We start from the raw sequence: 26,624 nt of genomic DNA on the forward strand, positions 1-26,624 counted from the left end.
CGGGTCCGTACCCCAGCTGGCCGAGAGGGCGCCGGTTTAGGTCCGGTGTGTCGTGGGTTCGAGTCCCACCGGGCCCACAGCGGAAGAGGGGCACGACGCGCGCCGTCGTGCCCTTCCGTGTTCGGCCTCAGCCCAACAACTCCCGAACCACCGGCACCAACGCCCGAAAAGCCACCCCCCGGTGGCTGATCGCGTTCTTTTCCGCGGGTGTCAGTTCCGCGCACGTGCGTGTCTCGCCCTCCGGCTGGAGGATCGGGTCGTAGCCGAAGCCGCCCGTGCCGGACGGGGCCGTGCGGAGGGTGCCCTGGAGGCGGCCCTCGACGACGCGTTCCGTGCCGTCGGGGAGGGCCAGGGCCGCCGCGCAGGCGAAGTGGGCCGCGCGGTGTTCCGGGGCGATGTCGGCGAGCTGGGCCAGGAGCAGGTTCAGGTTCGCTTCGTCGTCGCCGTGGCGGCCCGCCCAGCGGGCGGAGAAGATGCCGGGCGCGCCGTTCAGGACGTCGACGCACAGGCCCGAGTCGTCCGCGACGGCGGGCAGGCCCGTGGCCCGGGCGAGGGCGTGGGCCTTGAGGAGGGCGTTCTCCGCGAACGTGACGCCCGTTTCCTTGACGTCGGGGATCTCGGGGTACGCGTCCGCGCCGACGAGGTCGTGCGTGAGGCCTGCGTCGGCGAGGATCGCCCTGAGTTCGGTGATCTTGCCGTTGTTGCGGGTGGCGAGGATGAGGCGGGTCATGGGGCAAGTATCGCCGCCCCCGCCACAGGTCTCCTTACGGCGTGCAGACCTTCGTCAGTTCGCCCGCCGCGTCCGTGACCGGGCTGACGTCCGGCGTCGCGTCGCCCTTGTCGACGGCGTCGCGGACGTTGTCGACCGCCTTCTCCAGGTCGTCGACCGCCTTGTTGACGTCCGCGTCGTCGGTCTTGTCGCCGATCTCGTCGAGGTTCTTGCCGATGTCGTCGAGCGCCCGGTCCGCCGCCGCGGGGTCGTCGCCCGCCTTCTCGACGGCCTGCTGCAGGTCGGTGACGCTGTCGGCGATCGTGTCGGCGGTCTGGACGCAGTCGAGTGCCTTCGAGACGGCGTCGCAGCCGACGAGGCCGACGCCGGCCGGGATGACGATCAGTGCCGTGACGACGGCGGTGGCGATGCGACGGTGGCGCGCGGCCATGGTTCGGTCCCCTCCCCAGGGTGCGTACGGACGCGCGGCTTCGTCCGCGCGCCCGTACTGGTAACAACGCCGCGTGAGGGGTTGTTGGTTGCCTGTTCGACCGGGCGAACTAGCGCGTGGCCTCCAGTGCCGCGTGCTGGTACGCCGCGAGTTCCTCGCAGCCGCCGACCGCGAGGTCGAGGAGCGCGTTGAGTTCCTTGCGGTCGAAGGGCTCGGCCTCGGCGGTGCCCTGGACCTCGACGAAGCGGCCGTCGCCGGTGCAGACGACGTTCATGTCGGTGTCGGCCTTGACGTCCTCCTCGTAGCGGAGGTCGAGGAGGGGGACGCCGCCGACGATGCCGACGGAGACGGCGGACACCGTGTCGGTGAGGGGCTTGCGGCCGGCCTTGATGAGCTTCTTGCCCTGGGCCCAGGCGACGGCGTCGGCGAGCGCGACGTACGCCCCGGTGATGGCGGCGGTGCGGGTGCCGCCGTCGGCCTGGAGGACGTCGCAGTCGAGGACGATCGTGTTCTCGCCGAGGGCTTTGTAGTCGATGACGGCGCGCAGCGAGCGGCCGATGAGGCGGCTGATCTCGTGGGTGCGGCCGCCGATCTTGCCGCGGACGGATTCGCGGTCGCCGCGGGTGTTGGTGGAGCGGGGCAGCATGGAGTATTCGGCGGTGACCCAGCCTTCGCCGCTGCCCTTGCGCCAGCGGGGGACGCCTTCGGTGACGGAGGCGGTGCAGAAGACCTTGGTGTCGCCGAAGGAGATGAGGACGGAGCCTTCGGCGTGCTTGCTCCAGCCGCGTTCGATGGTGATGGGGCGGAGTTGTTCGGGGGTGCGGCCGTCGATTCGAGACATGTGAGGAGCCTAGCCGGAGGGTGACGTGCGCGAGGGCCCCGTCCGGTTGTCCGGACGGGGCCCTCGGCGGTGGGTCGGGGACCCGTGAGTTCAGGACCTCACATCATGTCTTCGATGTCCGCGGCGATCGGGTCCGCGTCGGTGCCGATGACGACCTGGATCGCGGTGCCCATCTTGACGACGCCGTGGGCGCCGGCGGCCTTCAGGGCGGCGTCGTCCACGAGGTCGGGGTCCTTGACCTCGGTGCGCAGACGCGTGATGCAGCCCTCGACCTCTTCGATGTTGTCGATGCCGCCGAGCCCGGCAACGATCTTCTCAGCCTTGCTGGCCATGTGTTTCTCCCTGTGTTTCTCGCGGCCGGGGGACCGCTTTGCCACGGTAACGCACGGTTGGACCATCTTCGCGGGCGGTTACGTCAGTCGTGCCCAATGATGACGATCAAGGTGCCGGTCCCTGCCGGGCGGCGCTCCCACACGTACCGCAACTGGTCTACACCAGTTTCCGACGACCGCCAAACCTGGCTTGTTCCGGGAGGGACGCCGATGAGTTCCACTGCCGCAGCGGCGCCACAGAAGAAGTGGTGGAACGGCCTGTTCCAGGGCCTGCAGAAGATGGGCCGCAGCCTTCAGCTGCCCATCGCGGTCCTGCCCGCCGCCGGCATCCTGAACCGGCTCGGGCAGCCCGACGTCTTCGGCGACGACGGTCTGGGCTGGACGAACGTCGCCAAGGTCTTCGCGGCGGCGGGCGGTTCGCTGCTCGACTCCTCGCTCGGTCTGCCGCTGCTGTTCTGCATCGGTGTCGCGATCGGCATGGCGAAGAAGTCGGACGGTTCCACGGCGCTCGCGGCCGTCACCGGCTTCCTCGTCTACTACGCGGTGCTGCGCGCGTTCCCCGACGACTGCCCCAAGGACACGACGTTCGGCGGCGCGGGCATGTGGAGCGGGGTGTGCGTGGCGGAGGACGGGACCGTGGCGCAGGCCGCGTACCAGAATCCGGGGGTGTTCGGCGGCATCGTGATGGGTCTGCTCGCCGCGTGGTTCTGGCAGCGGTACCACCGCGTGAAGCTGGTCGACTGGCTCGGCTTCTTCAACGGCCGCCGTCTGGTGCCGATCATCATGGCGTTCGTGGGGCTGGTCTTCGCGGGGATCTGCGTGTGGATCTGGCCGCCCATCGGTGACGCGCTGACGAGCTTCTCGAAGTGGCTGGTGGATCTGGACTGGCTGGGGTCGGGCATCTTCGGTGTCGCCAACCGGGCGCTGCTCACGGTGGGCCTGCATCAGTTCCTGAACACGTTCGTGTGGTTCCAGTTCGGGGACTACACGAAGCCGGACGGCACGGTCGTGCACGGTGACATCAACCGGTTCCTCGCGGGCGACCCGACGGCGGGCCAGTTCACCTCGGGTTTCTTCCCGATCATGATGTTCGCGCTGCCCGCCGCGGCCCTGGCGATCACGCACTGCGCGCGGCCCGAGCGCCGCAAGGTGGTCGGCGGTCTGATGCTGTCGGTGGGTCTGACGTCGTTCGTCACGGGCATCACCGAGCCGATCGAGTACTCGTTCCTCTTCATCGCGCCGCTGCTGTACGCGATCCACGCGGTGCTCACGGGTGTGTCGATGGCGGTGACGTGGGCGCTGGGGGTGAAGGACGGCTTCAGCTTCTCCGCGGGGCTGATCGACTACGTCATCAACTGGGGTCTCGCGACCAAGCCCTGGTTGATCATTCCGATCGGTCTGTGCTTCGCCGTCGTGTACTACGCGCTGTTCCGCTTCGTGATCGTCAAGTTCGATCTGCACACTCCGGGACGTGAACCGGAGGAGGAGGCGGAGGCGCAGGACCGGGAGCAGACGAAGGCGTAATTCGTCGCGCGGGGCGCTCTCCTCGTACCCTCTTACAGGCCCTCGGACCCTTGGTCCGGGGGTCTTTCGGCTGTCATGTCGGGATATGGCCGACCCCACAGGAATCACGGGTTCCTTATGTCTCCTTCACCGTGCTACAACAGGTCTACACCACTAATTGGTGTAGACCACGCGGCTTTCTCGCCGCGTCCCCCGGAGACGCCGCCGTCCCCCACTTCCATGTCCCCAGGCGGCGCCTTGCCCACTGGAGGAAGTTGTGTCCACGACCGGCGCCGCCCCCGCGGCCGACAAGAAGAAGAAGGGCGCGGGCGTGATGGCCGTCATGCAGCGCATCGGCCGCAGCCTCATGCTGCCGGTCGCCGTGCTGCCCGCCGCCGCCCTCCTCGTCCGCTTCGGTCAGAACGACATGCTCGGCAAAGAGTCGTTCCCGACCTTCATCAACAAGCTCGCGGAGTACATGGCCGCCGGCGGTGGCGCGCTGCTCGACAACATGGCGCTCCTGTTCTGCGTCGGCATCGCGATCGGCTTCGCCAAGAAGTCGGACGGCTCGACGGCCCTCGCCGCCGTGACCGGCTACCTGGTCTTCCAGAAGGTGCTCGCCACCTTCACGGACAAGAACCTGCCGAAGGTCGCGTCCGTCGTGGACGGCAAGATCGTCATGAACGAGGCGCCGGTCAACGCCGGTGTGCTCGGCGGCGTCGTCATGGGCATCATCGTCGCCCTGCTCTACCAGAAGTTCTACCGGACCAAGCTCCCCGACTGGGCGGGCTTCTTCGGCGGCCGCCGCCTCGTCCCGATCCTTTCGGCCTTCGCGGGCCTGGTCGCGGGCATCGTCTTCGGTCTGATCTGGCCGGTCCTCGGCACCGGCATCCACAACTTCAGTGAGTGGCTCGTCGGTTCGGGCGCCGTCGGCGCCGGTGTCTTCGGTGTCGCCAACCGCGCGCTGATCCCCGTGGGCATGCACCACCTCCTGAACTCCTTCCCCTGGTTCCAGGCGGGCACGTACAACGACGGCGGCGTGGACTACCACGGCGACATCGCGCGCTTCCTGCACCACGACCCGACCGCGGGCCAGTTCATGACGGGCTTCTTCCCGATCATGATGTTCGCCCTGCCGGCCGCCTGCCTCGCGATCGTGCACTGCGCCCGTCCCGAGCGCCGCAAGGTCGTCGGCGGCATGATGTTCTCCCTCGCGGCCACCGCGTTCGTGACCGGTGTGACCGAGCCGATCGAGTTCACCTTCATGTTCATCGCGCCGGTCCTGTACGCGATCCACGCGGTGCTCACCGGTGTCTCCATGGCGCTGACCTGGGCGCTCGGCATGAAGGACGGCTTCGGCTTCTCGGCCGGCGCGGTGGACTTCCTGCTGAACCTCGGCATCGCGAAGAACCCGTGGGGCCTGGCACTGGTCGGCCTCTGCTTCGCCGCGGTCTACTACGTGGTCTTCCGCTTCGCGATCACCAAGTTCAACCTGCCGACGCCGGGCCGCGAGTCCGACGAGGAGCTCGCCGAGCTCCTGAAGGCGGAGGGCAAGTAGCCTGCGGCTCAGCTGAGCAGGGACAAGGGCCCGGGCGTTGGTGACCAACGCCCGGGCCCTTCGCTGTGCGGCGTCACGTAGCGTCGACATGGCACGCGCCATTGCGGGGGCTCCGCCCCCGGACCCCCGCTCCTCGATCGCCGGAGGGGCTAGATTTCCATGACCACCCGCATCCTCGACCTCGACCGCGAGCGCCTCGCCGCCCTGCGCGGCCGCGACCTGACCGCCTCCGTCGCCGCCGCGGAGGGCCGCACGATGGTCGCCGAGGTGTTCGCCGACCGCGCCGCCCTGATCCCGATGCCGGGCATGCCGGGCGTGCACAACGCCGAGCTGGTCGCGGCCTTCGGCGCCGACATCGTCGTACTGAACCTCATCGAGCGCGCCTGGGACGGCGAGCGCCTCACCCTGCCGGGCCTCGGCACCTTCTCCTCCCTCACCGACCTCGCGGCGTACATCGGCCGCCCGGTCGGCATCAATCTGGAGCCGGGTGACGTCCCGGAGATCCGGCGCGCGAAGCCGGAGTACGCCAAGCGGCTGATCGACATGGGTGCGGCGATGCTCTGTCTGACGGCGAACCCGGGCACGGGCGGGTCGTACGACGGGCTCGCGCGGGTCACCGAGGAGCTGCGGGCCGGGCTCGGGGACGACGTGGCGCTGTGGAGCGGCAAGATGCACCACGCGGGGCACCCGGAGCGGGTCACGGTGGAGCGGCTGACGTCGCTGGTGGAGGCGGGCGCCGACGGGGTCGTCCTGCCGCTGCCCGGCACGCTGCCGGGCGTCACCAAGGAGCTGGCCGCGGAGGCGGTGGCGGCGGTGCAGGACGCGGGCGCGGTGGTGATGGGCGCGATCGGCACGAGCCAGGAGGGCTCGCACGCGAACGTGGTGCCGCAACTCGCCCTGACGGCGAAGGAGGTGGGCATCGACGCCCACCACTTCGGCGACTCGTTCCTGCCGGGGATGTGCGACCCGGAGGTCATGTACGACTACTCGGTGGCGATCCGCGGCCGCCGCCACACGTGGAACCGGATGGCGCTGGGCGGCCGCGGGTACCGGCGGGCCTGAGCGGTCAGATCTCGTACGTCGCGCCGGGCGCGGCGAGGGCCGTCGGACCCGCGTAGACCGCGCGGGCGTCGGTGAGGTTGGCCTGGGGGTCCGTCCACGGCGGGATGTGGGTGAGCAGCAACCTTCCTGCACCGGCCCGGTGGGCGGACTCCCCCGCCTCCCTGCCGTTGAGGTGCAGGTCGGGGATGTTCTCCTTGCCGTGCGTGAAGGCGGCCTCGCACAGGAAGAAGTCGGTTTCCTCGGCGAGTTCGTCCAGGGCGGAGCAGGGTCCGGTGTCCCCGGAGTACGTGAGGGACTTCCCGGCGTGCTCGACGCGGATGGCGTACGCCTCGACGGGGTGGCACATCTTCTCGGTGCGGACGGAGAACGGGCCGATGTCGAACGTGGCGGGCTTGACCGTGTGGAAGTCGAAGACCTCGCTCATCGAGGACGCGGAGGGCGTGTCCGCGTACGCCGTGGTGAGGCGCTGCTCGGTGCCTTCCGGGCCGTACACCGGGATGGGGGCGCAGCGGCCACCCTCGTGGCGGTAGTAACGGGCCACGAAGTACGCGCACATGTCGATGCAGTGATCGGCGTGCAGGTGGCTGAGGAAGATCGCGTCGAGGTCGTACAGACCGATGTGGCGCTGCAGCTCGCCGAGGGCGCCGTTGCCCATGTCGAGCAGCAACCGGAAGCCGTCGGCCTCGACGAGGTAGCTCGAGCAGGCCGAGTCCGCGGAGGGAAACGACCCCGAGCAGCCGACGACGGTGAGCTTCATGAAGCTGGAACCTCCGCGCTGGCAGGAGAGCTGGGGAGTGTGCGGTCCGTCGAGCGTAAGGCGCAAAAGGGTTGGTCGCTCCTCCGTCGTGGGCCGTTGTGGGCGAACTCACCTGCACTGTCACCGGTTCGGGGGGCTTCTGGGGCCGGGCGGGGCGGTGGGCGGTCCGGGATGCGCGCCGGTACGGTCGTGGGTATGGACACGTCGTGGTGGCTCGCGCTGGCCGCAGTGGTGGTGCTCGCGCTCGTCGTCACCTTGGTGGACGGCTGGGGGCGCGGGCCGCGGAAGCGGAGTTCCCGTCCGGCGGGCAGGACGCGGCCGCCGCGGGGTCCGCGGCGGCGCCTTCCGGCGCCGCGGGCGGGGGAGATCTGGTGGGCGCGGGTGCCGTACGAGGACGGGCCCGGCGGGAAGGACCGGCCGTGTCTGGTCCTGTCGGTGCACGGGCGGAGCGCCCGGGTCGCGAAGATCACCAGCAAGTACCACGACGAGCGTGCGGGGGTGATCCCGCTGCCGCCGGGTTCGGTGGGCGACGCGGAGGGCCGCGCGAGCTTCCTGGAGACGGACGAGCTGCGGGACGTACCGCTGGCCGAGTTCCGGCGCAGGGCGGGGACGGCGGATCCGGTGCTGTGGGATCAGGTGAAGCATTTGGCGGGCTGAGCCGCCGTCTTCCGGGGCTCCGCCCCGGACCCCGCTCCTTAAACGCCGGAGGGGCTGACCTTGCCCCTGTCAGCCCCTCCGGCGTGCAATCAGCTCAGTGCTACGCCCACAACTGCCCCTGCAGCGTCTCGATGGCCGCCTCGGTCGTCGTCGCCGTGTAGACGCCCGTCGACAGGTACTTCCAGCCGCCGTCGGCGACGACGAAGACGATGTCGGCGGGCTCGCCCGCCTTGACCGCCTTGTTGCCGACGCCGATCGCGGCGTGCAGCGCGGCGCCCGTGGAGACGCCCGCGAAGATGCCCTCCTGCTGGAGGAGTTCACGCGTGCGCGTCACCGCGTCGGCGGAGCCGACGGAGAAGCGGGTGGTGAGGACGGACGCGTCGTACAGCTCGGGGACGAAGCCCTCGTCGAGGTTGCGGAGGCCGTAGACGAGGTCGTCGTAGCGCGGCTCGGCGGCGACGATCTTGATGTCGGGCTTCTGCTCGCGCAGGTAGCGGCCGACGCCCATGAGGGTGCCGGTCGTGCCGAGGCCCGCCACGAAGTGGGTGATCGAGGGGAGGTCGGTGAGGATCTCCGGGCCCGTCGTGGCGTAGTGCGCGCCCGCGTTGTCCGGGTTGCCGTACTGGTAGAGCATCACCCAGTCGGGGTGCTCGGCAGCGAGCTCCTTGGCGACCCGGACTGCCGTGTTGGAGCCGCCCGCGGCCGGCGAGGAGATGATCTCGGCGCCCCACATGGCGAGCAGGTCGCGCCGCTCCTGCGAGGTGTTCTCCGGCATGACGCACACGATGCGGTAGCCCTTGAGCTTGGCCGCCATGGCGAGCGAGATGCCGGTGTTGCCGGAGGTCGGCTCCAGGATCGTGCAGCCGGGCGTCAACCGGCCGTCCTTCTCGGCCTGTTCGACCATGTGGAGGGCCGGCCGGTCCTTGATGGAACCGGTCGGGTTGCGGTCCTCCAGCTTGGCCCAGATACGGACGTCGTCCGAGGGGCTGAGCCGCGGCAGGCGGACGAGCGGCGTGTTGCCGACCGCGGCGAGCGGGGAGTCGTAGCGAGGCATCCGGGATCGGGCCTAGACCATGCCGCCGGCGACGGCCGGCAGGATCGTGACGCTGTCGCCGTCGGCGACCTTCGTGGAGATGCCGTCGAGGAAGCGGACGTCCTCGTCGTTGAGGTACACGTTCACGAAGCGGCGGAGCTTGCCGTCGTCGACGATGCGCTCGGCGATGCCCGCGTGCCGCGAGTCGAGGTCGGTGAAGAGCTCGGCGAGGGTGTCACCGCTGCCCTCGACGGCCTTGGCGCCGTCGGTGTAGGTGCGGAGGATGGTCGGGATGCGGACCTCGATGGCCATGCTGAGGGCTCCTGTCGGGAGTCGAGAAGTGCGTGTGGTGGGCGCGCGGCGGCGCGGGGCTTGCGGTGTGCTGCGCCGGGCGTACGGAAGTGCGGCCGCCGCGGCCCGCGGCCGTGCGTGGGACCGCGGTGGACCGGTTCAGCGGGTACAGATGGCGCTGGCGAGGCGGCACAGGTCGACGTGCAGCCGCGCCACGAGCAGCAGGGGTGCGCTCGGCGTCTCTTCGCTCACGTCATGGGGAACCATGCGGTCATCGTATCGATTCCCGGTCCGGATCCCGGAATGTGATCTCAGATGGTGGACGGAATCCGTTCAGGATGCGGGCGGCGGCAGATAGACGACGGTCGGGGCGCCGGTCAGCGGATGCGTGCTGACCTCGGCGGTCACGCCGTACACGGTGGCCAGCAGCTCGGCGGTGAGGACTTCCTTGGGCGCTCCGGAGGCGACGAGCCGGCCGCCGTCGAGGACGTAGAGGCGGTCGCAGAAGTACGCGGCCAGGTTGAGGTCGTGCAGGGCCAGGAGGTTGGTCGTGCCGAGGTCCCGTACGAAGGAGAGGATCTCCAGCTGGTAGCGGATGTCCAGGTGGTTGGTGGGTTCGTCGAGGACGACGAGGGTGGGCTGCTGCACGAGGGCGCGGGCGACGAGGGCGCGCTGGCGTTCGCCGCCGGAGAGGGAGGGGAAGGCGCGGTCGGCGAGGTCCTCGACGCCGACGCGGGCTAGCGCCTCGGTGACGAGTTCGTCGTCGGCGGCGGTGTCCGCCTCCCAGAACCGTTTGTGCGGGGAGCGGCCCATGGCGACGACCTGCCGGACGGTGAGCTCGAACGCGGCCTGCCCGTCCTGCGGCACGGTGGCCAGGCGGCGGGCGCGGGCCTTGGGGGTCATGGTGTGCAGGTCGTCACCGTCGAGGAGGGCGCGGCCCGCGGTGGGGCGCAGGGTGCCGTACACGCAGCGCAGGAGGGTCGTCTTGCCGCTGCCGTTGGGACCGACGACGCCGACGGTCTCGCCGGGGTCGGCGGTGAGGTCGACGGCGTCGACGAGGAGCCGTCCTGCCACCTCGTACGAGAGCCCTTCGGTGCGCAGTCCGCCGACGGGCGGTGCCACGGTCATGCCGGTACTCCTTCGTTGCGTCGCCTCAGCAGCCACAGGAAGAACGGGCCGCCGGTGAGGGCGGTGAGCACGCCGACGGGGATGTCCTGCGGCGCGGCGACCGTGCGCGCGGCGAGGTCGGCGGCGACCAGGAACACGGCGCCCATCAGCGCGACGACCGGGAGCAGCGCGCGGTGCGCGGCGCCGACCAGCATGCGGGCGGCGTGCGGCACCATCAGGCCGACGAAGCCGATGGCGCCGCTGTAGGCGACGAGGACGCCGGTGAGGAGCGAGGCGAGGACGAAGACGCCGACGCGGAAGCGGGCGGCGTCCAGGCCGAGGACGGTGGCGCCCTCCTCGCCCGCGAGGAGCAGGTCGAGGGGGCGGGCCATGGACATGAGGAGGGCCGTGCCGACGACGAGGGCGGCGCAGGGCAGGGCGAGCATGTCCCAGCGGGCGCTGCCGAGCCCGCCGAGCGTCCAGTACAGGACCTCCTTGAGGTGGTCGGCGCTGTCGGCGGTGACCAGGATGAGGCTGGTCAGGGCGGTCAGGATGTACGAGACGGCGACGCCCGCGAGGATCAGCCTGCCGGTGGCGAAGCCGCCGCTGCCGCCGCGTGCGAGGGCGTAGACGAGGATCAGGGAGATCAGGGCGCCCGCGAAGGAGGCGGCCGGGATGGTGACGGTGGTCGACAGGGCGGCGCCGAGGCCGAAGACGGAGCCGAGCACGATCGCGCAGACCGCGCCGACGGAGGCGCCCGAGGAGACGCCGAGCAGGAACGGGTCGGCGAGGGGGTTGCGGACGAGGGCCTGGAGGACGGTCCCGATGACGGCGAGCCCGGCTCCGACGGTGGCCCCGAGGATGACCCGCGGCAGTCGCACGTCGAGGACGATGGTGCGGAACGGGGATGGCTCCGCCCTCCCCGTCAGGATCTCGACGACCTGGGCCGTCGGGATACGGACGGAACCTAGGGCCAGTCCGGCGAGCGTCGCGGCGGCGAGGGCGGCGACGAGTACCGCCAGTACAGCCAGGCGCCGCCCCCCTGCGCCCCGTAGACCGCCCTTCGGGCTCGTCCTCAAACGTCGGACGGGCTGGATCTCCCGCACTCTCTGCGTGCTCACAGCTGTGCCGCCAGCTTCCTCACCGCCTCGGGTGCTCGTACCCCTGTGACCATGTCCGACAGGGGCAGCACGGCGAACCGCTTGTTCTTGATGGCGGGGACGTCCTGGAGGACGGGGTCGTCGAGGAGGCGCTTCTTCTTCTGGGCGACGGTCGTGGCGCCGTAGTCGAGGATGAGGATGGCCTCGGGCTTGTTCTTCACGACGGACTCCCAGGACGCGTCGCTGAAGGACTTGTCCACGTGCGCGAAGACGTTGTGGCCGCCCGCGCGCTCGATGATGTCGTTGCCGATGCCGCGGCCGCCCGCCGTGAACGCGGTCTTGTCGCCGCTGTCGTAGACGAAGACGGAGAGGGCTTTCCTGCCCTTGGACTTCTCGGCGGTGGCGGCGAGTTCGCGCTGTGCGCCGCTGACCCACTTGTCGGCGCGGTCCCGCACCCCGAAGGTGGAGCCGACCTCGCGGACCTCGCGGTAGACGTCCTCCATGGAGACGGGCTTCTTCGCGCAGCCCTCGACGTTGAGGCGGCTCTTGATGCCGGACTTGGCGAGCGCCTCGCGGCTGCGGCCGTCGCCCGCGAGGAAGGCGCTCGCGTAGCCGCCGTACACGAAGTCGGGGTTGGCGGCGAGCAGCTTCTCGTAGGAGGGGTACTCCTTGGCGACGACGGGCACGGAGTCGTACGCCTTCTCATACTTGGGCAGGACCTTGTCGTCGAGGTAGGCCGTGCCGGCGAGGTGGTCCTTGAGGCCGAGTTCCAGCATCACTTCAGTGGTGTGCTGGTTCATGGTGACGGCCCTCTTGGGCGGCGCGTCGTACGTCGTCTTCACACCGCAGTTGGTGACGGTGTACGGGAATCCGGCGGCCTTGGCCGCGGGCTTCGCGTCACCTTCGGAGCCGGACGAGGAGCACGCGGCGAGCGGGACGAGCAGGGCCGCGGCGGCGAGCGCGCGTATGCCGGTGTGACGGCGGGACATGGCTGAACTGCCTCCTCCGGGGGATTTCCGCGTCCCCCGCGTTGCGTGGAGAAGGGCGGCAGGTCAGTTCCTGACTCCCCCGGCCCCGGCTCGGGGTGGGGTCACAGTGGCGGGACCGTGCCGGGTTCGCACCGGCTTCCTGGGTCCTGCCGCCCTCATGAGTAAAGCTCAGTATGCCTCGACGACCTTTACCTCTTCTTCGGTGACCTCGCCGTCCACGATCCGGTACGAACGGAACTGGAAGGGGCCCGCGCCGTCGGTGTCCGCCGTGGAGACCAGGACGTAGTGCGCGCCGGGCTCGTTGGCGTACGTGATGTCGGTGCGCGAGGGGTACGCCTCGGTGGCGGTGTGCGAGTGGTAGACGATCACCGGCTCCTCGTCGCGGTCGTCCATCTCGCGGTAGAGCTTGAGCAGGTCACCCGAGTCGAACTCGTAGAACGTGGGCGACCGGGCGGCGTTCAGCATCGGGATGAACCGCTCGGGGCGCCCGGTGCCCTCCGGGCCCGCGACGACGCCGCACGCCTCGTCGGGGTGGTCCTGGCGCGCGTGCGCGACGATCTGGTCGTGGAGGGCCTGGGTGATGGTCAGCATGGCAGCCAGGATAAGCAGAGGGGCCCGCGCGTACCGAGGTGTGGTACGCGCGGGCCCGAATGCTGGACAGGGGCCTTGGGGAGCCTCAGTCCTTGTCGATCAGTCCTTCTCGACGGCGGCGGAGACGCCGACCTTCTGCTTGGTGAACGCCGCGGCCTGCGGGTTGCGGCTCTTGAGCACCAGGTACGACACGGTCAGGATCGCGGCCCAGACCGGAGCGGCGTACAGCGAGATCCGCGCGTCCTTGTCAACGCCCATCATCACGATGACCATGCCGATGAACAGGAGCGCGAACCAGCTGGTGTACGGGGCGCCCGGGGCGCGGAAGGTGGACTGCGGCAGCTCGCCGCGGTCGGCCTTGCGGCGGTAGCGGATCTGGCACGCCAGGATCATGATCCAGGCCCACATGCCGGAGATGGTCGCGAAGGAGACGACGTAGTTGAACGCCTCACCCGGCCACTGGTAGTTGATCCAGACGCCGACCAGCATGAACGCGGCGGAGGCCGTGGTGCCGATCAGCGGCAGGCCGTTCTTCGTGAGCTTGGTGAAGAACTTGGGGCCCTGGCCGTTCATCGCGAGGTCGCGCAGCATGCGGCCGGTGGAGTACATGCCGGAGTTGCAGGAGGAGAGCGCCGCCGTGAGGACCACGAAGTTCACGATCGCGGCGCCGACGCCGAGGCCCATCTCCTCGAAGGCGGCGACGAACGGAGAGACGCCGGGCTTGAAGGAGGTCCACGGGACGACCGAGAGGATCATGATGAGCGCGCCGACGTAGAAGACGGCGATGCGCCACGGCACGGTGTTGATGGCCTTGGGCAGGACGGTCTTCGGGTCCTTGGACTCGCCCGCGGTGACGCCGACCAGCTCGACGGCGAGGAAGGCGAACATCACGATCTGCAGGGTCATCAGCGTGGAGCCGATGCCGTTGGGGAAGAAACCGCCCTGGTTCCACAGGTGGGCCACGGAGGCGGTGTCACCGGCGTCGGAGAAGCCGATGGTGAGGATGCCGACGCAGATCAGGATCATGCCGATGATGGCGGTGACCTTGACCATCGAGAACCAGAACTCCAGCTCGCCGAAGAGCTTCACGGAGATGAGGTTCGCGCCGTACAGGATGACGGTGAAGACGAGCGCGTAGGCCCATTGCGGGAACGAGTCGTGGGTCCAGTACTGCATGTACTGGGCGGCCGCGGTGACTTCGGTGATGCCGGTGACGACCCAGAAGAGCCAGTACGTCCAGCCGGTCACGAATCCGAAGAACGGGCCCATGAACTCGCGTGCGTACTCCGAGAAGGAGCCGGACACGGGCCGGTACATGAGGAGCTCGCCGAGCGCCCGCATGATGAAGAAGATGACGAGTCCCGCGATGGCGTACGCCAGGATGAGGCTCGGTCCGGCCTTGTGGATGGCCTTGCCCGCGCCGAGGAACAGGCCGGTGCCGATGGCACCGCCGATCGCGATCATCTGGATCTGCCGGGCTCCGAGCCCGCGCTGGTATCCCTCGCCCTCGCCGGACGAGCCGTGCACGACCCCATTGCCGTCGTGCCCGTCGTGGTGCTTGTCGACCTGCACTGAGGTCATGGTGACGCCTTTCTCCATGCTGATCCGCGCCCGCACATCTGCGTTGTGGCTGCGGATCAGGTCCTGATCCCCCCGGATATGGATGGAGTGCTACCGGCGGTCCGCCGGCTGAAGCGCCCCCGGTGACATGGGTGGCGTCACCGAGCGGTCGTGAAGATTTATCACGGGGGCAACAGTGAGGGAATGAGCCACCTGTGGCGCACACCACAGGAAGAAGCGGACAAAGCACCCTTGACAGAGCAAAGCAGGGCAATGAAGTGACGGGATCGTTATCCGGATTTGAGGCTCCGCTGAGCGAACAGCACCCCGAATCCCCGAAACCTGTCCACTACAACAAATTTTGCTGCATTCTGCATGAACTTCTGCCCGGAATCAGTCCAGCAACGTCCCGACCAGCGTCTCCTGCAGTCCGCCGAGCCAGAGATAGGCCATCACCATCGGCTTGCGGGGGTCGGAATCCGGCAGGTGGTAGAGCAGATCGGCGTCGTCCTCGTCGCTGACCTCGAGGCGCGTGCCGATCGCGAGCCGGAGGTCGTTGAGGGCGCCGAGCCACTGCTGGGACTCCTCGACCGACAGTTTCAGGACAGCTCCGCCCTCGCCCGACGCCGTCATCGAGTCGAGCGAACGGATGACGACGAGGGCGTCGTCGCGCTTCTTGGCCCGCAGGTCGTTCTCCGTGAAGCGCCGGAATTCCGCCGAATACGCCCGGAGTTCGTCGGCGTCGCCCGCGCTGTCCTCACCCCCCGGACCGCCGTACGCGTCGGGCAGCAGGCGCCGCATCACCGGATCGGCGGGCGGCTCGCTCGGCCCATCGGCGAAGAGCTCGGCGAGCGGGTCGTCGGAGACCTCGCCGCCGGGACCCGGCCCGATCAGCTCCAGGAGCTGCACGGCGAGGGAGCGGATGATCGAGATCTCGACCTCGTCGAGCGCGACGGCGGCGCCACCGCCGGGGATCGCTTCGAATTGTCCTGGCATCAGATGCGTCGCTACTTCCGGTCCGCTGCTTCCGGTCCGCTACTTGCGGTCCTGCTGAAGGGTGGCCCACAGCCCGTATCCGTGCATGGCCTGCACGTCGCGCTCCATCTCCTCGCGGCTGCCGGTGGAGACGACCGCGCGGCCCTTCTCGTGGACGTCCATCATCAGCTTCGTGGCCTTCTCCTTCGAGTACCCGAAGTAGGACTGGAACACATACGTCACGTAACTCATCAAATTGACCGGGTCGTTGTGCACGAGGGTGATCCAGGGGACGTCCGGCTCGGGAACGACGAGCGTCTCTTCGGCCGATTCCGGGCGGGTGATCTCTGCGGGAGCCGTACTCACACGCCCCATGCTGCCACTCCGAGAGGGGCCTCGCACAAATGGCCTCCCGCGCGTCCACAGAAATCGTCAGAGTGACGAGATTGGGGGTAGCATCCTTCACATGAACACAGCGGACCTTGGCCTGCCGGTGGATGTTCCCTCGACAGCGCTCTTCACGGACCAGTACGAGCTGACGATGCTGCAGGCCGCGCTGCGGGCCGGCACCGGCGACCGGCGCTCCGTCTTCGAGGTCTTCACCCGCAGACTCCCCGAGGGGCGGCGCTACGGAGTGGTGGCCGGAACCGGCCGCGTCCTGGACGCCGTGGAGAACTTCCGCTTCGACGCCGGCGTCCTCGGCTTCCTGCGCGAGCGGAACATCGTCGACGAGGCGACCCTCGAATGGCTCTCCGGCTACCGCTTCAGCGGCGACATCTGGGGCTACCCCGAGGGCGAGGTCTACTTCCCCGGCTCGCCCATCCTGCGGGTCGAGGGGTCCTTCGCGGAGTGCGTGCTCCTGGAGACGGTGATCCTCTCCATCCTCAACCACGACTCGGCCATCGCGGCCGCCGCCTCCCGCATGTCCTCGGCCGCCGGTGACCGTCCGCTGATCGAGATGGGCGCCCGCCGCACCCACGAGCTGGCGGCCGTCGCGGCCTCCCGCGCCGCGTACGTGGGCGGCTTCGCGACCACCTCCGACCTGGCGGCCGGCTTCCGCTACGGCATCCCCACCGTCGGCACCAGCGCCCACGCCTTCACCCTGCTGCACGACAACGAGCGCGACGCGTTCCGGGCCCAGGTCGACTCGCTCGGCCGCGGCACGACGCTGCTCGTCGACACGTACGACGTCACCGAGGCCGTCCGCATGGCCGTCGAGGTCGCGGGGCCCGAGCTCGGCGCGGTGCGCATCGACTCCGGCGACCTGCTGCTCGTCGCCCACCGGGTGCGCCAGCAGCTCGACGACCTCGGGGCGACCGAGACGAAGATCGTCGTCACGTCCGACCTCGACGAGTACGCCATCGCCTCGCTCGCGGCGGCGCCCGTGGACGCGTACGGCGTGGGCACGCAGCTCGTCACGGGCTCCGGGCACCCCACCGCGTCCATGGTCTACAAGCTCGTGGCCCGCGCGCACTCGGCGGACCCGCAGGCACCCCTGGAGCCGGTGGCGAAGAAGTCGCTCGGCGCGAAGTCGTCCATGGGCGGCCGCAAGTGGGCCGCGCGCAGGACCGATCAGTACGGGGTGGCCGAGGCGGAGGTCGTCGGCACGGGCGCCGTGCCCACGGAGCTCACCGACCGGCAGCTCCAGGTCGAGCTGGTCAAGGGCGGCGAGGTGCTCTCCCGCGAGCCCCTCGACGCGGTCCGCGACCGGCACGCGGCGGCGCGCGCGGGGCTGCCGCTCTCGGCGACGCAGCTGTCGCGGGGCGAAGCGGTCATTCCGACGGAATACGTCTGACATCGCGGGGAGGGCCGGCCCGGCCCCGGCGGGGCCCCCTCCCGCAATGTGGTTGAAGTCTCTACGCTCGGTTCATCCGGCCGAGTCCCTGCCGCGTCCCCTCCCCACCCGAAGGAACCCGCCATGCGCCGCGCACTGATCGTCGTAGACGTGCAGAACGACTTCTGCGAAGGCGGCAGCCTCGCGGTCGCCGGCGGCGCGGACGTGGCCGCCGCGATCACCGAGCTGATCGGCCAGGCCCCCGCGGGGTACCGCCACGTGGTGGCGACCCGCGACCACCACATCGATCCGGGCGCGCACTTCTCGGACCACCCGGACTACGTCGACTCCTGGCCGCCGCACTGCGTGGCCGGTACGGAGGGTGTCGGCTTCCACCCGAACTTCGCGCCCGCGGTCGCCTCCGGGGCGATCGACGCGGTGTTCGACAAGGGGGCGTACTCGGCGGCGTACAGCGGCTTCGAGGGCGTCGACGAGAACGGCCTCTCCCTGGCGGAGTGGCTCCGCGAGCGGGAGATCACGGAGGTCGACGTGGTGGGCATCGCGACGGATCACTGCGTGCGGGCGACGGCGGTCGACGCGGCGCGGGAGGGCTTCCGGACGACGGTCCTCCTCGACCTGACGGCGGGGGTCTCGGCGGCCCGCACGGAGACGGCTCTCGCCGAGCTCCGCGCAGCGGGAGTCACCCTGACGGGCAAGCCCGTCGTATAGCCGTCCCCCGGTGGGGGCTGGTCGCGCAGTTCCCCGCGCCCCTCGGCGGCACCTCCGGTCGGGCGGCGACGTGGACTACCCAGGGGCGCGGGGAACTGCGCGACCAGCCACAGCGGACCCGCGGGTCTGGCGGCGCAGGGCCCGGATCGGGTGCCAGAGTTCCCGGGCGTCGTCCGGCGCCGTGCGCCATATGAGGCCGTCCGGGTGGTGCAGGACCGCCGTCACCTCGTCCGGTGTCGGCGGCTCCGCGTTGCCCCGGAGGTAGACCGCCCGCAGGCCCAGGTTGCGCAGCCGCGTCAGCGCCCTCGCGCGGTTCACGGCGTGCACGATCATCCTGACCGTACCCCCGGCCGGCGACGGGTTCGGCAGGGTCAGCGCCACCACCACGCTGCCGTTCGGCAGCTTGCAGAAACCTCCTGCGGACATGCTGGGTCACACCCCCGTGAGACATCGAATGGGGCCCCGACCGGTCACAGTCGGGCCCCGCGTCAATAAGAGAACCACAGACGCACCTAAACACGATCGGCCGCCGCCCGCTAGAGGGGCGACGGCCGATCATGGTTTGACCTGCGTAAACGCTAATTACTTCGTGGAGGGACCAACCTGGACCGTGATCGTCGAGCCGTCCTTGGGCTGCTTGATGATCTTGATCTGGGTGTTGGTGTCAGTGACCTTCACGCTGCCCGTGGGGTTCGAGGCGTACCAGTAGGTGCCCTTGTGGTCGTCGAAGACCGAGACACCCTTCTGGGACTTGATCTTCAGCGCGACGTCACCGTTGTGGAGCGTGACCTTGTCCGTCGCGTACTTGCTGAAGGGCGCGTCGAACGGCTGGATCTTGTTGCGCAGCACCGTGCCGTCCTTCCACTTCAGCGGCTTCGCGTGCGCGTCGACCGGAAGGATCAGACCCTCGCCCGGGTGGGCGCTGGTGTTGTTGTCCTTCTGCGAGGTGTCCCACTGCCAGACCATCAGGCCGGTCTGGTACGGGTAGTGCTCGACCCAGTCGGGGCGGACCTTGGAACCGAAGTTGTACGGGCCGACCTCAAGGGTCTTGTCGTACGAGACGTACTGCCGGTTCTCGGCGAGGTAGTACTGGTCGTACTTCTTCGTGAAGGACTCACCGATGCGCGAGAAGCCCTTCGACGCCCAGCCGTTGTCGTCGCCCTCGGCGCCGTCCTCGAACAGCTTCGCGCCGTCCGCGGTGATCGCGAGCGCGTCGGCCGCGAAGCCCTTGCCGCCCGCGCCGCCGTCCGTGGAGTAGCGGAAGCGGACGTCGATCTTCTGGCCCGCGTAGGCGTCGAGCGGGAAGACCAGCTTCTTGTACGCGCCCGAGACACCGGTCAGCGCGGGCTTGTCGCCGGCGTCACGGGTGATCGGCTTGCCGTCCGCCGTGCCGTCGACCGGCTTCCAGTTGGCGCCGCCGTCCGTCGACACCTCGGTGTAGAGGTAGTCGTAGTTGGCCTCGATGTCCCACCAGCCCTGCAGCGACAGGTCGGCCTTGGACTTGCCGGTGAGGTCGACGGACCGCGTCAGGGTGTTCTTGAGGTCGTCGCCCTGGTCGCTCCACCACTGCTTCGCGCCCTCGGCGGGCTTCACGACCTTGGTGGTGACGGCCTTCTTCGGCAGGTCGACGACGAGCGCCTGACGGTGCCGGGTGTTGTACTCGGAGACGCCCAGCTTGTGCTCGGACGTCGTCGCGGCCTTCGCCTTGGCGTAGTCGAGCCAGCCCAGCTGGAACTTGTCCCAGGCGGTCATGTCGCCCGGCATGTCGCCGATGGCGTCCTTGCCGGTGCCGAGCCAGGAACCGGCCGACATCAGCGACCAGAAGCCGACCGAGTTGTCGCCCTTGCCCGAGGTGTCGTACAGGTCGGGCAGGCCCAGGTCGTGGCCGTACTCGTGGGCGAAGACGCCGAGGCCGCCGTTCTCCGGCTGCATGGTGTAGTCGCCGACCCAGATGCCCGTGTCACCGATCTGGGTGCCGCCGGCCTTGTTGTTCGAGGGGCCGGTGTTGCCCGCGTCGTTGCCGTAGGCGTACCAGCGGTGCGCCCACAGGGCGTTCTTGCCCTCGGCGCCGCCGCCGGCCGACTCGTCCTCGCCCGCGTGGACGATCTGGAAGTGGTCGATGTAGCCGTCGGGCTCGTTGAAGTCGCCGTCGTTGTCGAAGTCGTAGCGGTCCCACTGGTCGTACTTGGCCAGGTCCGCCTTGATCTGCGCGTCCGTGCGGCCCTTCGCCTTCTGGTCCTTGGCCCAGGCGGTCACGCCGTCCTTGACCGCGTCCCAGACGTTCGGGCAGTTGGTGTCGCCGCAGTAGTTCGAGCCGTAGCGGGCCTCGTTGTTCTCGACCTTGACCCAGTCGGAGACCTCACCGTCGACCGAGTACCGGCCGGACGAGGTCTTCTCGTAGTAGGTCTTCAGCGAGTGCTTCGCCTTGCCCTTGGCGTCCTTGCCCTTACCGAAGTACAGGTCCTGGAAGTGCGCCTGGTTGTAGTCCTTCTGCCAGGCCGTGCTGTTGTCCTTGGCACGGTCCGGCTTGGCTATCTTGTTGTGCAGCGGTCCCGGCTTGCCGCCGTACTTCTTGACCGGCTGCTCCGGGCCCTCGGGGCCGTCCGGGTCGTACATGGTCGTGTCGTCGACCTTGTCCCCGAACTCCACCAGGATCGTGAAGATCTTGTCGGTCTTCTCCCGGCCCAGCTCGACGTACTTCTTGTCGTCGAGCTTGACGACCTTGGAGGCACCCTTCTTCTGGACCTTGGCGTCACCCGCGACGACCTGCTGCAGGGCGGCCTTGCGCTGCTGCGCCTGCTGCTTGCTGAACGGACCGTCCAGATCGTGGTCGACGTGCGCCTTCGGGCGCGACGGGTCCTGCCGGTCGATGGCCGGCGCCCCGCCCGAGGTGCCGTCCCCGGGCGAAGCCGTTGCCGTGGCCGCCGAGTACGTCGCGGCGGCCGCGGCCATTGCCACGGCCACCGCGGTGGCTCTGAAGGTCCGTGTTCTGACTGTCACTTGATGCTGTCCTCCCCCGCGCCCCGCGCGAAATAGGCGGACCGAAATTCCCGGTCGGAGGAGGTCCGCGCGCGATGTACGCGTCACAAGTGACGACATTCGACCGGAAGTGCAGGAGAAAAGACAGTCCTTGACTTGAACAGGCCAAGTGCACTATGCAGACGCGCATAACCGCTATCCGGACACGGAGCGCCGTCCCGCACCGAAGGTCAACAGGCGCGCCGCACCGTCCACTTGGTGGACGCCATGAACCGGTGCGCCCCCTGTGCTCCGGCACCGTGGGTTAGGTCACGCTTACCAACCGTTCCTGTCGGGCATGCAGCGGAATAGAGTCAATCGACGGTGCGCCACCGCGCGAGACGGCACATCCCAAGTCGTCGCCGTCGGGCCCCCTTTGATTCGTAAACAGCCCGTTCATACATCCGCATCCGCCCCCATGACCACAAGCCGTGGGGGGATCACTGCCGAGGACGGATCACGTCATGCCGCGTCCCATGCCACGTCCGACCACCGCACAGATCACCTACGGTTCGGTGACCGTCGTCTTCTCGACCCTCGCGATGCTCCTGCTCTCCCAGACCGCCTCGGGAGTCGGCATCGCGGTGATAGTCCTGGCCGCCCTCGGCCTCGGCTTACTCGTCGCCATGACGGTTCCGCTGCCCAAACAGCCCGCCGCGCCCGCCGCGCGTGCCGTGCCGGTGGCCGCCTCCACCGGCGAGCGCGTCCCCGAGCAGCGCGACCCCGTGCGTTCCGACCCCGTGCTCGCCGACCCCGTGCTCGCCGACTCCGTGCGGGAACCTACGCGCTGACCACCACGGTCTTGGCCGCCTTGTCGTGCAGGCCCTGCTTGTAGGGCTTGTCGAAGAAGCTCCAGCCGCCACAGATCGCCGTCCAGATACAGGCGCAGCAGAACGCGAACGGCAGCCAGAGAACGGCCGCGCGGGCCAGCGCCGTCGACACGGTCGGCGTGGCCCCGTCGTTGAGGTTGGCGACCCGCATGCCCAGCCACTTCTTGCCGAGCGTCTGCCCCGTCCTGGAGATCATGAAGGTGTCGTAGGCGATGTAGAGCACGGCGGCCAGCAGTGACTGGCCGAACGACTTGCCCGTGTTCACCTTGTCCGGGTCGATGTCGTACTCCGACGTGCCGAACAGCCACGACAACAGATATACGACGATGCCCACCAGAATCATGTCGATGATGCGGGCGAGCACCCGCTTGCCGCTGTCGGCCAGCGGAGGCATTCCGGCGAGCGGGTCCGGCCCGCCGTGGCCACCGGGTCCACCGCCGTACGGGTCGCCGCCGTAGGGCGGGGGCGGCGTGCCGTAGGGCGAGCCGCCGCCCGGGGGCGGGGTGTCGTACGGGGATCCGCCGCCCTGCGGGGGCTGGTGCGGCGGCTGCGGGGGCTGCTGCGGGGGCTGCTTCTTGAACGGGTCGTCGTCCGGCGGCGGGTACTGCGGCGGTTCGGTGCTCATGGCCCGAGTCGACCGCGACGGCCCGGGCTCCGCATCCGGCGAGCGGCCGACCGGGTTACCCGGCCACGAACGTATTGGCCGCCTTGTCGTGCCAGCACTGGCGCCACGGGCGGTCGAAGACGCACCACACCACGCCGACGACGCCGATCGCCAGGACGCCAGGGATGCTGTACACCAGCCAGCGCTTGAGCGCCGCCCCGAACGTCGGCGCCTCGTGCTCCTCGATGTCCCGCACCTCGATGCCGCACACCTTCTTGCCGAGGGTGCGGCCCCATTTGGCGGTCGGCAGCGCTTCGTAGACGACGCCGAAGAGCAGCAGCACGGCGAGGATCAGGCCGAAGTAGCCCGCGGTGGTGCCGTCCAGGAGCCACACCGTCGTCTTCTCGCCGGAGAGCTTCGCCGCGTCGATCTTGCTGTCGATGTGGTCGGCGGCCTTGGTGCCGAGCGGCAGCGCGGCGGCGCCGGTGACGGCGACGAGCACGACGGTGTCGATGAGCCGCGCGGCAAGGCGCCTGCCGAGCCCGGCGGGACGGGCCGCGGCCTGTGCCTGGGCGACGGCGAGGAACGGGTCCTCGGCGACCGGCTTCCACGGCACGACGGGCTGCCCCTCGCCCTGCTGGGCGGGGGCGGCGGGGCTCTGCGCCAGCTGGTGCACCTGCTGCGCCCAGGACTGCGAGCCGCCGCCGGGCCCGGAGGTGACGGGATGGGGAACGCCGCCTTGCTGGGGGACGGAGGGCGGGGCCTGCTGAGCCTGCGACGAGGCGGGCGCCTGCGGGGCTCGGGGTGACGGGTGGGTCTGGGGGGTCTGGGGGGTCTGGGGGGTCTGGGAGCGTTGAGGTGCCTGGGAAGCCTGCGCGCCCTGCGGTGCCTGCGTGCCATGCGGCGCCTGCGCGCCTTGCGATGCCTGCGCGCCACGCGGCGCCTGCCCCCTCTGCGATGCCTGCGCACCCTGGGAAGCCTGCGCACCACGCGGCGCCTGCACGCCCTGCGATGCCTGCGCGCCCCGCAGCGCCTGCGCACCCTGCCGCGCCTGCGCGCCCTGCGCACCCCGGGAAGCCTGCGCGCCTTGCGCACCCTGCGCGCCCTGGGAAGCCTGCGCACCCCGCGGCGCCTGCGTGCCTTGCGGTGTCTGCACGCCCCGCGGCGCCTGCGCACCCTTCGATGCCTGCGCGCCCTGCGCACCCTGCGCACCCCGCTGTGCCTGCGCGCCCTGCGGTGTCGCTCCCCCTTGTTGCGGTACGGCGGGCTGCGCGGCCGCCGTGGTTCGGTCGCCGCCCTGCTGCGCCGACTTGGGGCGGATCGCCCGGATCGACATCGTCCCCTCGGTGCCGGGCGACGGCGCGGGCCGCACCGGCCCCGTCGGCCGGCGGAACGTCACCGTGCCCTCTCCCGCCGTCGGCTTCGCGGCGCCCGGCTCGACCGGGCGGATCGTGGCGGCGCCGGGGTCGCTGTCGTCGTGGGACGGCCCGGAGGCGCCGGGGGCGTGGGGAGCGGACTCCTCCCCGCCGGCCGGACCGGGCCCCGCGTCGCTCGGCACCCTCGGGTCGGGCCGTCCCGGCGTACCGCCCCAGGAGACCTTGTGGTCCGGCTCCCCGCCGAGGCCGGTCTGGCGCCCCGCGTCGGCGTGCCAGGCGGAGGCGGGCTCGGGCCGCGCCGCCTCGAACCGGCCCGTCTCCGGGTCCCCTTGCTCGGACTGCCCCACGTGCGGCGCCTCGTCGAAGAAGACGGGCCCCGTCTCCTCGGCGGCGGCAGGAGCCGCGGCGGCGGGAGCGGAGGTGACACCCGGCGGAGGCGGCAGCGGCTCGCCGTCGGACGGCGCGGGACGGCTCGTACCGGGCACCCAGGCGGCACCGTTCCAGTACCGGACATATCCGGGAATGGACGGGTCGGGGTAGTAGCCTTCGCGCGGCCGGTCGTCGCCTGGGGCCGGAGTTGGGGCGCTCATGTCCGTCGTCCCGTATCTGCTCGGGGGTCTTTTGGGGGCTCCACATCTATCAGACCTCCGTGTCCCGTAGAGCGGGTCCTGCCGTACGGACCACTTTCCGGGCACGCTCCCCACACATCCCCCGCGTCCCCCCACGCCCCCTCCCGGCCCCCTCCGCGAAGTCGTCCGGAGAAATTCTCCGGAACCCGCGTAATGCTCCGGCGATCCCGCGCTCTCCACTCGTACGGGTCCGCTCCCAGGGCCCCTACGTGAGCTACGAGGAGAAGGAAGGGCATCGACATGCACTCCGTGGTGGAACGCGAGCTGGAGCTCAAACTGGTCCTGTCGCCGGAACGGGCCGTCCCCGTCCCGGCCCGCCTCACCTACCGCACCGCCGACCCCTACGCCGTCCACATCGCCTTCCACATCGGCTCCGAGCACCCGGTGAACTGGACGTTCGCGCGGGAGCTCCTGGTGGAGGGGGTGTTCAGGCCGTGCGGCCACGGTGACGTGCGGGTCTGGCCGACGAAGGTGGAGGGGCGCAGCGTCGTCCTGATGGCGCTGAGCTCGCCGGACGGCGACGCGCTCCTGGAGGCGCCGGCCGCGGCGGTGTCGGCGTGGCTGGAGCGGACGCTTCGGGTGGTCCCTCCGGGCTCTGAGGGCGAGCGGCTCGGCATCGACGACGGCCTCGCCGAGCTGCTCGCACCCGCATCCGGCCGTGGCCGCGTGGACGAGCTGTGGCTGCGCGACCCGTGGCCCTCGGACGAGTCCAAGGACGGTGAGTGAACTCCACCGCCACGGGGGCGGGTCAGAACAGTTTGCCCGGGTTGAGGAGTGAGTGCGGGTCGAAGGCCGCCTTGACGGCCTGCTGCATCTCCACTCCCACCGGGCCGATCTCGCGCGCCAGCCACTCCTTCTTGAGGACACCGACACCGTGTTCGCCGGTGATGGTGCCGCCGAGTTCGAGGCCGAGGGCCATGATCTCGTCGAAGGACTCGCGGGCGCGCCGGCCCTCGTCGGGGTCCGTCGCGTCGAAGCAGACGGTGGGGTGCGTGTTGCCGTCGCCCGCGTGCGCGCAGACCCCGACGGTGAGGCCGTACTTCTCGCCGATGCGTTCGACGCCGACGAGCATCTCGGCGAGCCTGGAGCGCGGCACGCACACGTCGTCGATCATCGTGCTGCCCTTGACGGCTTCGAGCGCGGTGAGGGACAACCGGCGGGCCTGGAGCAGGAGTTCCGACTCTGCGGCGTCCTCGGCCGGGACGACCTGGGTGGCGCCCGCGGCCTCGCAGAGCGCGCCGACGGCGGCGAGGTCGGCGGCGGGGTCCGGGGTGTCGAAGGCGGCGAGGAGGAGCGCCTCGGTGGTCTCGGGCAGGCCCATCTGCGCGAGCGCGTTGACGGCTTTCACCGTCGTACGGTCCATCAGTTCGAGGAGCGACGGGACGTGGCCGCCCTCCATGATCTTGCAGACGGCGTCGCAGGCGGCCTCGGCGGAGGGGAACTCGGCGGCGAGGACGAGCTGTTGGGGCGGCTGGGGCTTGAGAGCGAGGACGGCGCGGACGACGATGCCGAGGCTGCCCTCGGAGCCGACGAAGAGCCGCGTCAGGTCGTATCCGGCGACGCCCTTGGCGGTGCGGCGTCCGGTGCTCATGAGCCGCCCGTCGGCGAGGACGACGTCGAGCCCGAGGACGTACTCGGCGGTGACGCCGTACTTCACGCAGCACAGGCCCCCGGAGGCGGTGCCGATGTTCCCGCCGATGGTGCAGGTCTCCCAGCTGGAGGGGTCCGGCGGGTAGTACAGGCCATGCTCGCCGACCGCGCGGGACAGCGTGGCGTTGACGACGCCCGGCTCGACGACGGCGATGCGGTCGACGGGGCTGATCTCCAGGATGCGGTCCATCTTGACGAGGGACAGGACGATGCAGCCGTCGCTGGCGTTCGCGGCGCCGGACAGGCCGGTGCGGGCGCCCTGGGGGACGACGGGGACGCGCAGCTCGGTGGCGGTGCGCATGACGTGCTGGACCTGCTCGACGGTGCGGGGCAGGACCACGACGGCCGGGTCGCCCGCGGCGCAGAAGCTCGCCATGTCGTGGGCGTACGAGGAGGTGACGTCCGGGTCGGTGAGGATCGCCTCGGCCGGCAGGCCGTCCTGGAGGAGTTCGACGAGAGTGCGGCTCATGATCACAGCGTCGCACCCGGGGCCATCGG

The 26,624-nt window shown here is 70.1% G+C and carries 28 protein-coding genes, 1 tRNA gene and 1 riboswitch; of the genes, 9 read left to right on the plus strand and 20 right to left on the minus strand.

All coding sequences use genetic code 11. From position 1 onward, the window contains the following. The first annotated feature begins 1 nt into the window (after position 1). Positions 2-77, plus strand: a tRNA-Leu gene (locus DEJ49_RS13140). Between the two features lie 50 nt (positions 78-127). Here DEJ49_RS13140 and rdgB read toward each other — a convergent pair. From rdgB to DEJ49_RS13160, 4 genes are all read right to left on the minus strand, one after another. After that, positions 128-730: an RdgB/HAM1 family non-canonical purine NTP pyrophosphatase gene (gene rdgB / locus DEJ49_RS13145; RefSeq protein ID WP_150184304.1), complete on the minus strand. Its 603-nt coding sequence runs from the start codon at positions 728-730 to the stop codon at positions 128-130. A 34-nt stretch (positions 731-764) separates the two neighbouring features. Continuing rightward, positions 765-1,160, minus strand: coding sequence for a hypothetical protein (locus tag DEJ49_RS13150; protein WP_150168380.1), 396 nt, complete (start codon positions 1,158-1,160; stop codon positions 765-767). A gap of 109 nt (positions 1,161-1,269) precedes the next feature. Continuing rightward, a complete protein-coding gene (gene rph, locus DEJ49_RS13155; protein ID WP_150184305.1) occupies positions 1,270-2,001 on the minus strand; it encodes a ribonuclease PH in 732 nt (243 codons plus the stop codon). Between the two features lie 98 nt (positions 2,002-2,099). Beyond that, a complete protein-coding gene (locus DEJ49_RS13160; RefSeq protein ID WP_150168384.1) occupies positions 2,100-2,399 on the minus strand; it encodes a glucose PTS transporter subunit EIIB in 300 nt (99 codons plus the stop codon). A 144-nt stretch (positions 2,400-2,543) separates the two neighbouring features. Between DEJ49_RS13160 and DEJ49_RS13165 the strand changes: the two genes are divergently transcribed. The 3 genes from DEJ49_RS13165 to DEJ49_RS13175 all read left to right on the plus strand — a co-directional run bounded on the left by DEJ49_RS13165 (position 2,544) and on the right by DEJ49_RS13175 (position 6,456). Next, positions 2,544-3,857 carry a PTS transporter subunit EIIC gene (locus tag DEJ49_RS13165; protein ID WP_150184306.1) on the plus strand — a complete coding sequence of 438 codons (1,314 nt, stop codon included), beginning with the start codon at positions 2,544-2,546 and terminating at the stop codon, positions 3,855-3,857. Between the two features lie 313 nt (positions 3,858-4,170). Further along, positions 4,171-5,394 carry a PTS transporter subunit EIIC gene (locus DEJ49_RS13170; protein WP_411757235.1) on the plus strand — a complete coding sequence of 408 codons (1,224 nt, stop codon included), beginning with the start codon at positions 4,171-4,173 and terminating at the stop codon, positions 5,392-5,394. A gap of 159 nt (positions 5,395-5,553) precedes the next feature. Beyond that, positions 5,554-6,456, plus strand: coding sequence for a haloacid dehalogenase-like hydrolase (locus DEJ49_RS13175; RefSeq protein ID WP_150184308.1), 903 nt, complete (start codon positions 5,554-5,556; stop codon positions 6,454-6,456). 4 nt (positions 6,457-6,460) lie between these two features. On the opposite strand, the gene DEJ49_RS13180 is transcribed toward DEJ49_RS13175, so the two are convergent. Continuing rightward, positions 6,461-7,213, minus strand: coding sequence for an MBL fold metallo-hydrolase (locus DEJ49_RS13180; protein ID WP_150184309.1), 753 nt, complete (start codon positions 7,211-7,213; stop codon positions 6,461-6,463). 195 nt (positions 7,214-7,408) lie between these two features. Here DEJ49_RS13180 and DEJ49_RS13185 point away from each other — a divergent pair, with 195 nt between their 5' ends. Beyond that, positions 7,409-7,870, plus strand: a complete 462-nt coding sequence (locus DEJ49_RS13185) for a type II toxin-antitoxin system PemK/MazF family toxin (RefSeq protein WP_150184310.1) — start codon at positions 7,409-7,411, stop codon at positions 7,868-7,870. Positions 7,871-7,970: 100 nt separating this feature from the next. Here DEJ49_RS13185 and DEJ49_RS13190 read toward each other — a convergent pair whose 3' ends face one another. The 10 genes from DEJ49_RS13190 to clpS all read right to left on the minus strand — a co-directional run bounded on the left by DEJ49_RS13190 (position 7,971) and on the right by clpS (position 15,891). Further along, positions 7,971-8,924 carry a PLP-dependent cysteine synthase family protein gene (locus DEJ49_RS13190; RefSeq protein ID WP_150184311.1) on the minus strand — a complete coding sequence of 318 codons (954 nt, stop codon included), beginning with the start codon at positions 8,922-8,924 and terminating at the stop codon, positions 7,971-7,973. A gap of 12 nt (positions 8,925-8,936) precedes the next feature. Then, positions 8,937-9,215 (minus strand): MoaD/ThiS family protein, encoded by a 279-nt coding sequence (locus tag DEJ49_RS13195; protein WP_150168397.1) that lies wholly within the window; start codon positions 9,213-9,215, stop codon positions 8,937-8,939. Between the two features lie 138 nt (positions 9,216-9,353). After that, positions 9,354-9,461 (minus strand): putative leader peptide, encoded by a 108-nt coding sequence (locus tag DEJ49_RS36860; protein ID WP_317850449.1) that lies wholly within the window; start codon positions 9,459-9,461, stop codon positions 9,354-9,356. Positions 9,462-9,527: 66 nt separating this feature from the next. Next, on the minus strand, positions 9,528-10,322 hold the full coding sequence (locus DEJ49_RS13205; RefSeq protein ID WP_150184313.1) for an ABC transporter ATP-binding protein: 795 nt from the start codon (positions 10,320-10,322) through the stop codon (positions 9,528-9,530). Then, positions 10,319-11,332, minus strand: coding sequence for a FecCD family ABC transporter permease (locus DEJ49_RS13210; protein WP_150188203.1), 1,014 nt, complete (start codon positions 11,330-11,332; stop codon positions 10,319-10,321). Before DEJ49_RS13210 ends, DEJ49_RS13205 begins: the two co-directional genes overlap by 4 nt. 86 nt (positions 11,333-11,418) lie before the next feature. Continuing rightward, positions 11,419-12,390, minus strand: a complete 972-nt coding sequence (locus tag DEJ49_RS13215) for an ABC transporter substrate-binding protein (protein ID WP_150184314.1) — start codon at positions 12,388-12,390, stop codon at positions 11,419-11,421. A gap of 43 nt (positions 12,391-12,433) precedes the next feature. After that, positions 12,434-12,595, minus strand: a riboswitch (cobalamin riboswitch). After that, positions 12,559-12,981, minus strand: coding sequence for a Mov34/MPN/PAD-1 family protein (locus DEJ49_RS13220; RefSeq protein WP_150168407.1), 423 nt, complete (start codon positions 12,979-12,981; stop codon positions 12,559-12,561). (Overlaps the previous riboswitch by 37 nt.) A gap of 99 nt (positions 12,982-13,080) precedes the next feature. After that, a complete protein-coding gene (locus DEJ49_RS13225; protein ID WP_150184315.1) occupies positions 13,081-14,562 on the minus strand; it encodes an amino acid permease in 1,482 nt (493 codons plus the stop codon). 372 nt (positions 14,563-14,934) lie between these two features. After that, on the minus strand, positions 14,935-15,537 hold the full coding sequence (locus DEJ49_RS13230) for a DUF2017 domain-containing protein (RefSeq protein WP_150184316.1): 603 nt from the start codon (positions 15,535-15,537) through the stop codon (positions 14,935-14,937). A 39-nt stretch (positions 15,538-15,576) separates the two neighbouring features. Beyond that, positions 15,577-15,891 carry an ATP-dependent Clp protease adapter ClpS gene (gene clpS, locus DEJ49_RS13235; RefSeq protein WP_150184317.1) on the minus strand — a complete coding sequence of 105 codons (315 nt, stop codon included), beginning with the start codon at positions 15,889-15,891 and terminating at the stop codon, positions 15,577-15,579. Between the two features lie 91 nt (positions 15,892-15,982). On the opposite strand from clpS, the gene DEJ49_RS13240 reads away from it, so the two are divergent. After that, entirely contained in the window at positions 15,983-17,311 is a 1,329-nt protein-coding gene (locus tag DEJ49_RS13240) for a nicotinate phosphoribosyltransferase (protein ID WP_150184318.1), read from the plus strand. A 123-nt stretch (positions 17,312-17,434) separates the two neighbouring features. Beyond that, positions 17,435-18,019: an isochorismatase family protein gene (locus tag DEJ49_RS13245; protein ID WP_150184319.1), complete on the plus strand. Its 585-nt coding sequence runs from the start codon at positions 17,435-17,437 to the stop codon at positions 18,017-18,019. 75 nt (positions 18,020-18,094) lie between these two features. On the opposite strand, the gene DEJ49_RS13250 is transcribed toward DEJ49_RS13245, so the two are convergent. Both DEJ49_RS13250 and DEJ49_RS13255 read right to left on the minus strand, forming a co-directional pair. After that, positions 18,095-18,445 (minus strand): hypothetical protein, encoded by a 351-nt coding sequence (locus tag DEJ49_RS13250; protein ID WP_150184320.1) that lies wholly within the window; start codon positions 18,443-18,445, stop codon positions 18,095-18,097. 156 nt (positions 18,446-18,601) lie between these two features. Beyond that, complete coding sequence (locus tag DEJ49_RS13255) at positions 18,602-20,971, minus strand: immune inhibitor A domain-containing protein (protein ID WP_411757236.1); 2,370 nt, start codon at positions 20,969-20,971, stop codon at positions 18,602-18,604. Positions 20,972-21,513: 542 nt separating this feature from the next. Here DEJ49_RS13255 and DEJ49_RS13260 point away from each other — a divergent pair. Further along, positions 21,514-21,828 carry a hypothetical protein gene (locus DEJ49_RS13260; RefSeq protein WP_150184322.1) on the plus strand — a complete coding sequence of 105 codons (315 nt, stop codon included), beginning with the start codon at positions 21,514-21,516 and terminating at the stop codon, positions 21,826-21,828. Here DEJ49_RS13260 and DEJ49_RS13265 read toward each other — a convergent pair. Together DEJ49_RS13265 and DEJ49_RS13270 are read right to left on the minus strand one after the other, a co-directional pair. Then, on the minus strand, positions 21,818-22,492 hold the full coding sequence (locus tag DEJ49_RS13265) for an RDD family protein (protein WP_150184323.1): 675 nt from the start codon (positions 22,490-22,492) through the stop codon (positions 21,818-21,820). The two genes, DEJ49_RS13260 and DEJ49_RS13265, sit on opposite strands and share 11 nt — an antisense overlap. Positions 22,493-22,547: 55 nt before the next feature. Continuing rightward, on the minus strand, positions 22,548-24,437 hold the full coding sequence (locus DEJ49_RS13270) for an RDD family protein (RefSeq protein WP_150184324.1): 1,890 nt from the start codon (positions 24,435-24,437) through the stop codon (positions 22,548-22,550). 279 nt (positions 24,438-24,716) lie between these two features. On the opposite strand from DEJ49_RS13270, the gene DEJ49_RS13275 reads away from it, so the two are divergent. Continuing rightward, positions 24,717-25,202: an SsgA family sporulation/cell division regulator gene (locus DEJ49_RS13275; protein WP_150184325.1), complete on the plus strand. Its 486-nt coding sequence runs from the start codon at positions 24,717-24,719 to the stop codon at positions 25,200-25,202. A gap of 22 nt (positions 25,203-25,224) precedes the next feature. Here the strand turns inward: DEJ49_RS13275 and DEJ49_RS13280 are convergent, their stop codons facing one another. Beyond that, positions 25,225-26,595: an FAD-binding oxidoreductase gene (locus tag DEJ49_RS13280; RefSeq protein ID WP_150184326.1), complete on the minus strand. Its 1,371-nt coding sequence runs from the start codon at positions 26,593-26,595 to the stop codon at positions 25,225-25,227. Positions 26,596-26,624 lie beyond the last annotated feature (29 nt).

The sequence above is a fragment of the Streptomyces venezuelae genome, from assembly GCF_008642335.1.
Taxonomy (GTDB): domain Bacteria; phylum Actinomycetota; class Actinomycetes; order Streptomycetales; family Streptomycetaceae; genus Streptomyces; species Streptomyces venezuelae_F.

Coding starts and splice junctions, on each gene's coding strand:
- DEJ49_RS13215 (WP_150184314.1), bottom strand. CDS start 12,390: ATGTCCCGCCGTCACACCGGCATACGCGCGCTCGCCGCCGCGGCCCTG.
- DEJ49_RS13220 (WP_150168407.1), bottom strand. CDS start 12,981: ATGCTGACCATCACCCAGGCCCTCCACGACCAGATCGTCGCGCACGCG.
- DEJ49_RS13240 (WP_150184318.1), top strand. CDS start 15,983: ATGAACACAGCGGACCTTGGCCTGCCGGTGGATGTTCCCTCGACAGCG.
- DEJ49_RS13205 (WP_150184313.1), bottom strand. CDS start 10,322: ATGACCGTGGCACCGCCCGTCGGCGGACTGCGCACCGAAGGGCTCTCG.
- rdgB (WP_150184304.1), bottom strand. CDS start 730: ATGACCCGCCTCATCCTCGCCACCCGCAACAACGGCAAGATCACCGAA.
- DEJ49_RS13230 (WP_150184316.1), bottom strand. CDS start 15,537: ATGCCAGGACAATTCGAAGCGATCCCCGGCGGTGGCGCCGCCGTCGCG.
- DEJ49_RS13250 (WP_150184320.1), bottom strand. CDS start 18,445: ATGTCCGCAGGAGGTTTCTGCAAGCTGCCGAACGGCAGCGTGGTGGTG.
- DEJ49_RS13170 (WP_411757235.1), top strand. CDS start 4,171: ATGGCCGTCATGCAGCGCATCGGCCGCAGCCTCATGCTGCCGGTCGCC.
- DEJ49_RS13265 (WP_150184323.1), bottom strand. CDS start 22,492: ATGAGCACCGAACCGCCGCAGTACCCGCCGCCGGACGACGACCCGTTC.
- DEJ49_RS13180 (WP_150184309.1), bottom strand. CDS start 7,213: ATGAAGCTCACCGTCGTCGGCTGCTCGGGGTCGTTTCCCTCCGCGGAC.
- DEJ49_RS13195 (WP_150168397.1), bottom strand. CDS start 9,215: ATGGCCATCGAGGTCCGCATCCCGACCATCCTCCGCACCTACACCGAC.
- DEJ49_RS13225 (WP_150184315.1), bottom strand. CDS start 14,562: ATGACCTCAGTGCAGGTCGACAAGCACCACGACGGGCACGACGGCAAT.
- DEJ49_RS13270 (WP_150184324.1), bottom strand. CDS start 24,437: ATGAGCGCCCCAACTCCGGCCCCAGGCGACGACCGGCCGCGCGAAGGC.
- DEJ49_RS13280 (WP_150184326.1), bottom strand. CDS start 26,595: ATGAGCCGCACTCTCGTCGAACTCCTCCAGGACGGCCTGCCGGCCGAG.
- DEJ49_RS13190 (WP_150184311.1), bottom strand. CDS start 8,924: ATGCCTCGCTACGACTCCCCGCTCGCCGCGGTCGGCAACACGCCGCTC.
- DEJ49_RS13165 (WP_150184306.1), top strand. CDS start 2,544: ATGAGTTCCACTGCCGCAGCGGCGCCACAGAAGAAGTGGTGGAACGGC.
- DEJ49_RS36860 (WP_317850449.1), bottom strand. CDS start 9,461: ATGGTTCCCCATGACGTGAGCGAAGAGACGCCGAGCGCACCCCTGCTG.
- DEJ49_RS13185 (WP_150184310.1), top strand. CDS start 7,409: ATGGACACGTCGTGGTGGCTCGCGCTGGCCGCAGTGGTGGTGCTCGCG.
- clpS (WP_150184317.1), bottom strand. CDS start 15,891: ATGGGGCGTGTGAGTACGGCTCCCGCAGAGATCACCCGCCCGGAATCG.
- DEJ49_RS13175 (WP_150184308.1), top strand. CDS start 5,554: ATGACCACCCGCATCCTCGACCTCGACCGCGAGCGCCTCGCCGCCCTG.
- DEJ49_RS13255 (WP_411757236.1), bottom strand. CDS start 20,971: ATGGCCGCGGCCGCCGCGACGTACTCGGCGGCCACGGCAACGGCTTCG.
- DEJ49_RS13160 (WP_150168384.1), bottom strand. CDS start 2,399: ATGGTCCAACCGTGCGTTACCGTGGCAAAGCGGTCCCCCGGCCGCGAG.
- DEJ49_RS13275 (WP_150184325.1), top strand. CDS start 24,717: ATGCACTCCGTGGTGGAACGCGAGCTGGAGCTCAAACTGGTCCTGTCG.
- DEJ49_RS13245 (WP_150184319.1), top strand. CDS start 17,435: ATGCGCCGCGCACTGATCGTCGTAGACGTGCAGAACGACTTCTGCGAA.
- DEJ49_RS13260 (WP_150184322.1), top strand. CDS start 21,514: ATGCCACGTCCGACCACCGCACAGATCACCTACGGTTCGGTGACCGTC.
- DEJ49_RS13150 (WP_150168380.1), bottom strand. CDS start 1,160: ATGGCCGCGCGCCACCGTCGCATCGCCACCGCCGTCGTCACGGCACTG.
- rph (WP_150184305.1), bottom strand. CDS start 2,001: ATGTCTCGAATCGACGGCCGCACCCCCGAACAACTCCGCCCCATCACC.